Origin of the sequence: Streptomyces sp. NPDC007907 (assembly GCF_042959365.1) — a bacterium.
Lineage (GTDB): Bacteria > Actinomycetota > Actinomycetes > Streptomycetales > Streptomycetaceae > Streptomyces > Streptomyces indiaensis.
In genome coordinates this window covers 1-5,054 of record NZ_JBIBKR010000020.1, presented here as the reverse complement: position 1 = coordinate 5,054, position 5,054 = coordinate 1, and the positions used below count along the sequence as shown (strand labels likewise).

2 protein-coding genes are annotated in these 5,054 nt (G+C 70.9%); both read left to right on the top strand.

The features are described from left to right. On the top strand, positions 1-690 hold a 690-nt coding region (locus ACFZDI_RS35880), incomplete at its 5' end, for a phosphopantetheine-binding protein (RefSeq protein WP_391256749.1). Then, positions 687-5,054: beta-ketoacyl synthase N-terminal-like domain-containing protein (locus ACFZDI_RS35875; RefSeq protein WP_391256752.1), on the top strand; the 4,368-nt coding region annotated here is incomplete at its 3' end. The genes ACFZDI_RS35880 and ACFZDI_RS35875, both read left to right, overlap by 4 nt.

Sequence of the window (5,054 nt, the reverse complement as noted above, 5' to 3'; positions counted from 1 at the left end):
CTCGACACCGCGTGGACGGCCGAGCAGACCCTGCTCGTACCCGTACGCCTCGACCTGGCCGCCGTACGCGCCCAGGCCACCTCGACCGGCGTACCCCCGCTGCTCCGCGGACTCGTCCGTACGCCCGGCCGCCGCAGCGCGCGGCAGGCCACCGCGGTCGTCGAGTCGCAGGCGTTCACGGAGCGTCTCGCCGGCCTCACCGCGGAGAAGCGCGCGGAGCTGCTGCTCGACCTCGTCCGTACGCGGACGGCCGCCGTCCTCAGTTTCGCGGGACCCGATGACATCGACCCGAAGCGCGGCTTCCTGGAGCTGGGTGTCGACTCGCTGACGGCCGTCGAACTGCGCAACCAGCTCGGCAGGGCGACCGGGCTCCGGCTGCCGGCCACGCTGATCTTCGACTACCCGGCCCCGGCCGCCGTGGCCGACTACCTCGCGGCGGAACTCGGCACGGAGACGGGCGCGTCCGCGCTGTCCGTCCACTCCGAGCTGGACAAGCTCGAATCGCTGCTCGCGGAGATCGACGGCGGCGCCGACGAGCGTTCCGCGATCACCGCCCGGCTGCGGGCCGTGATGTCGAAGTGGACCGACGCCCAGACCGAAACGAACGGCGCGGCACCGGACGACGCGCTGGAGTCGGCGACAGCCGACGAGTTGTTCGACTTGCTCGACAACGAACTTGGCCAGTCCTGAAACCCGCACGTCGTAGCCCTCACAGTGGAGTGACCTCAGTGTCGAACGAAGAAAAATTGGTCGACTACCTCAAGCGGGCGACGGCCGACCTGCGCGATACCCGGCGCCGCCTCCAGGAGGCGCAGGACAAGGATCGCGAGCCGATCGCCGTCATCGGCATGGCCTGCCGCTACCCGGGTGGAATCACCACGCCCGAGGAGATGTGGCAGCTGGTCGCCGACGGGCGGGACGGCATCACGGAGGTCCCCGCCGATCGCGGGTGGGACCTCGACGCCCTGTCGCTCGCGGACGAGGAGGCGGCCGGCGATACCGGCGAGAAGCGGGTGCCTCGCGGTGGATTCCTGGAAGGCGCCGGGGACTTCGACCCCACCTTCTTCCGGATCTCGCCGCGTGAGGCGCTGGCGATGGACCCGCAGCAGCGACTGCTGCTCGAAGCCTCCTGGGAGGCTTTCGAGCGGGCCGGGATCGACCCGGAGTCGATGCACGGCAGCAAGACCGGTGTGTTCGCGGGCCTGATGAACAACACCGACTACACGCCGTCTCCCGCGCAGGAGGGCATCCCCGAGGGCCTGGAGGGCTTCCTGGGCACGGGCGGCTCCGGCAGCGTCGCCTCCGGCCGCGTCTCCTACACCCTGGGCCTGGAAGGCCCCGCCGTGACCGTGGACACGGCGTGCTCGTCGTCCCTCGTGACACTGCACCTGGCCGCCCAGGCGCTGCGCAACGGCGACTGCACCCTCGCCCTGGCCGGTGGCGCCACCGTGATGGCGACCCCCGGTACGTACCTGGAGTTCTCACGCCAGCGGGGCCTCGCGCTCGACGGCCGCTGCAAGGCCTTCGCCGACGCGGCCGACGGAACGGGGTTCTCCGAGGGCGTCGGCATGCTGCTCCTGGAGCGGCTCTCGGACGCGGAGCGCAACGGCCACAAGGTGCTCGCGGTCGTCCGCGGCTCGGCCGTCAACCAGGACGGCGCGAGCAGCGGCCTGACCGCCCCCAACGGCCCGTCCCAGCAGCGCGTCATCCGTCAGGCCCTCGCGAACGCCGGCCTGTCGACGGCCGATGTGGATGTCGTCGAGGCCCACGGCACGGGCACGCGGCTCGGTGACCCGATCGAGGCCCAGGCGCTGCTGGCCACCTACGGCAAGGAGCGTTCCGCGGAGCAGCCCCTGTGGCTGGGGTCGTTCAAGTCGAACGTGGGTCACACGCAGGCGGCGGCCGGTGTCGCGGGCATCATCAAGATGGTCCTCGCGCTGCGCGCCGGTGTCATGCCGAAGACCCTGCACGTGGACGCTCCTTCCTCGAAGATCGACTGGACCGCGGGCGCGGTGTCGCTGCTGACCGAGGCACGGGAGTGGCCGGAGACCGGCCGACCCCGACGGGCCGCGGTGTCGTCGTTCGGCGTCAGTGGCACGAACGCCCATGTGGTGCTGGAGCAGGCGCCGACTGCCGTCGACGCCGCCGACACCGAAGCGGCCCCCGAGGCTCCTGTTGCTGGTGGGGTCGTGCCGTGGGTGCTGTCCGGTAAGACGGAGGGGGCGCTGCGGGCGCAGGCCGAGCGGCTGCACTCCTTCGTACGGGAGAACTCCGAGCTGCGTCCGGCGGACGTGGGCTACTCCCTCGCTGTGACGCGGGCCCGCTTCGAGCACCGGGCCGTCATCACCGGCTCCGATGTCGATGAACTCCTGACGGGTGTGCAGGCGTTGGCGTCCGGGGATGCGTCGGGCGCGGTGGCCTCGGGGAGCGTGCGGCGCGGCAAGCTGGCGTTCCTGTTCACGGGGCAGGGCAGCCAGCGGGCCGGAATGGGCCGCGAACTGTACGAGACGTATCCGGTGTTCGCCGCGGCTTTCGATGAGGTGTGCGGGCAGTTTGACGGGCTGCTTGAGCGTCCGCTGAAGGATGTCGTCTTCGGCACGGACGGGACGGACGCCGGTCTGATCGACCAGACCGTGTACACGCAGGCCGCGCTCTTCGCCATTGAGGTCGCACTCTTCCGGCTGGTGGAGGCCTGGGGTCTGACCCCTGACTTCCTCGTCGGGCACTCCGTGGGTGAACTGGCCGCCGCCCATGTGGCCGGGGTCTTCACTCTGGAAGATGCCGTCAAGCTCGTCGCCGCTCGTGGACGCCTCATGCAGGCCCTCCCGGCCGGTGGGGCCATGGCAGCCATCCAGGCCACCGAAGCTGAGGTTCTGGAGACGCTCGAAGGCCGCGAGCACGAGATCGCCATCGCCGCCATCAACGGGCCCACGTCCGTCGTGGTTTCCGGTGACGAGACTGCGGTGATCGAGGTGCTGGAGCACTGGCGTGAACAGGGCCGCAAGGTCCACCAGTTGCGCGTCAGCCACGCCTTCCACTCGCCGCGCATGGAACCCATGCTGGACGAGTTCCGCACCATCGCGGCGGGCCTGACCTACGGCACTCCGAGCATCCCGGTCGTCTCCAACCTCACCGGCCGGCTCGCCACCCCCGACGACCTCTGCACCGCCAACTACTGGGTCCGCCACGTCCGCCAAGCCGTCCGCTTCGCCGACGGCATCACCCACCTCGCCGAACAAGGCGTCACGTCCTTCATCGAGCTGGGCCCCGACGGCACCCTCTCCGCCCTGGCCCAGCAAACCCTCACCGACACAGAAGAGGCACTCTTCACCCCCGTACTCCGCAAGAACCGCCCCGAAACCGAAACCCTCACCCAGGCCGTCACCCAAGCCCACATACGCGGACGGCATCTCGACTGGGACGGCGTCTTCGCAGGCCGGGGCGCACAGCGCGTCGATCTTCCGACCTACGCCTTCCAGCACGAGCGCTACTGGCTGGACATGCCGGCCCCCGGTGGTGACGCGACCAGCCTCGGCCTCGGGACGACCGGGCATCCGCTGCTGGGCGCCGCCGTGACCATCCCGGAGTCCGACGAGGTGCTCCTCGCGGGGCGGCTGTCCCTCCAGTCGCACGCCTGGCTCGTCGACCACACTGTCATGGACACCGTCCTCGTCCCCGGGACCGGACTGGTCGAGCTGGCCATCCACGCCGGCGACCAGGTCGGCTGCGGGTCCCTGGAGGAGCTGACGCTCCAGGCCCCGCTCGTACTCCCCGAGCACGGGGGTGTCGCGCTGCGCGTCGCGGTGGAGGCCGCCGACGAGGGGGGGCGCCGGTCCGTCGCCATCTATTCGCGCCGCGACGACGCCGAGCCCGACACCTCATGGACCCTGCACGCGGTCGGCTCGCTGAACGACACCGCCCCGGTCGCCTCGCCCGAGCTGTCGGTGTGGCCGCCGAAGGGCGCCGAGGCCGTGGAACTCGACGGTCTCTACGCCAACTTGACGGCGGTCGGTCTCTCGTACGGGCCGGTGTTCCAGGGTCTGCGTGCCGCCTGGCGGCTCGGTGACGACGTCTACGCCGAGGTCGCCCTCCCCGAGGACACCACCACCGACGGCTTCGGACTGCACCCCGCACTCCTGGACGCCGCCCTGCACGCCGTAGCCCTCGGCGACTTCACCGAAACAACCGACCACGCACACCTGCCCTTCGCCTGGACCGGCGTAACCCTCCACGCCACCGGAGCCTCCGTACTCCGCGTCAAACTCACACCCGACGGCACCGACGCCGTATCCATCACCGCAACCGACGAAACCGGCACCCCCGTCGCCACCGCGGACTCCCTCGTACTCCGCGCCATCACCACCGAACAACTCACCGCAGGCACCGGGAACTTCGCCGAGTCCCTGTTCCACGTGGAGTGGCCGGAGCTGTCGGTGCCGGACGCCGAGTCCAAGTCCTACGCCGTACTGGGTGGGGCGACCTCCTTCGCGAACGGTCCTCTGTTCGCGGACCTGACCGGCCTCGTCGCCGCCGACACGATCCCCGAGGTCGTCTTCGTCCCCCTCGATGCCGAGGAGGGCACGGGTACAGCGGACGCCGCACGCCTCGCCGCTCACCGGGCCCTGGCCCTGGTTCAGGAGTGGCTGGCGGAAGACCGCTTCGCCGACTCCCGCCTGGTCTTCGTCACGCGTGGTGCCATCGCCGCCGGTCCCGAGGACGCTGTCACCGACCTGGCCAACGCTCCCGTCTGGGGCCTCGTACGCTCCGCGCAGGCCGAGAACCCCGACCGGTTCGTCCTGATCGACACCGATGAAGTGTCGCCCGAACTCGGTGCGCTGTGGCCGGTCATCGCCTCCGACGAGCCCGAGGCCGCGCTCCGTCACGGCACGGTTCGCGTGCCGCGTCTGGCCCGGGTGCCAGTCACCGGCACCGACCCGGCGACCCTTGATCTGGACCCGTCCGGGACCGTCCTCATCACCGGCGGCACCGGCGCCCTGGGCTCCCTCGTCGCCCGCCACCTCGTCACCGAACACGGCGTACGCCACCTCATCCTC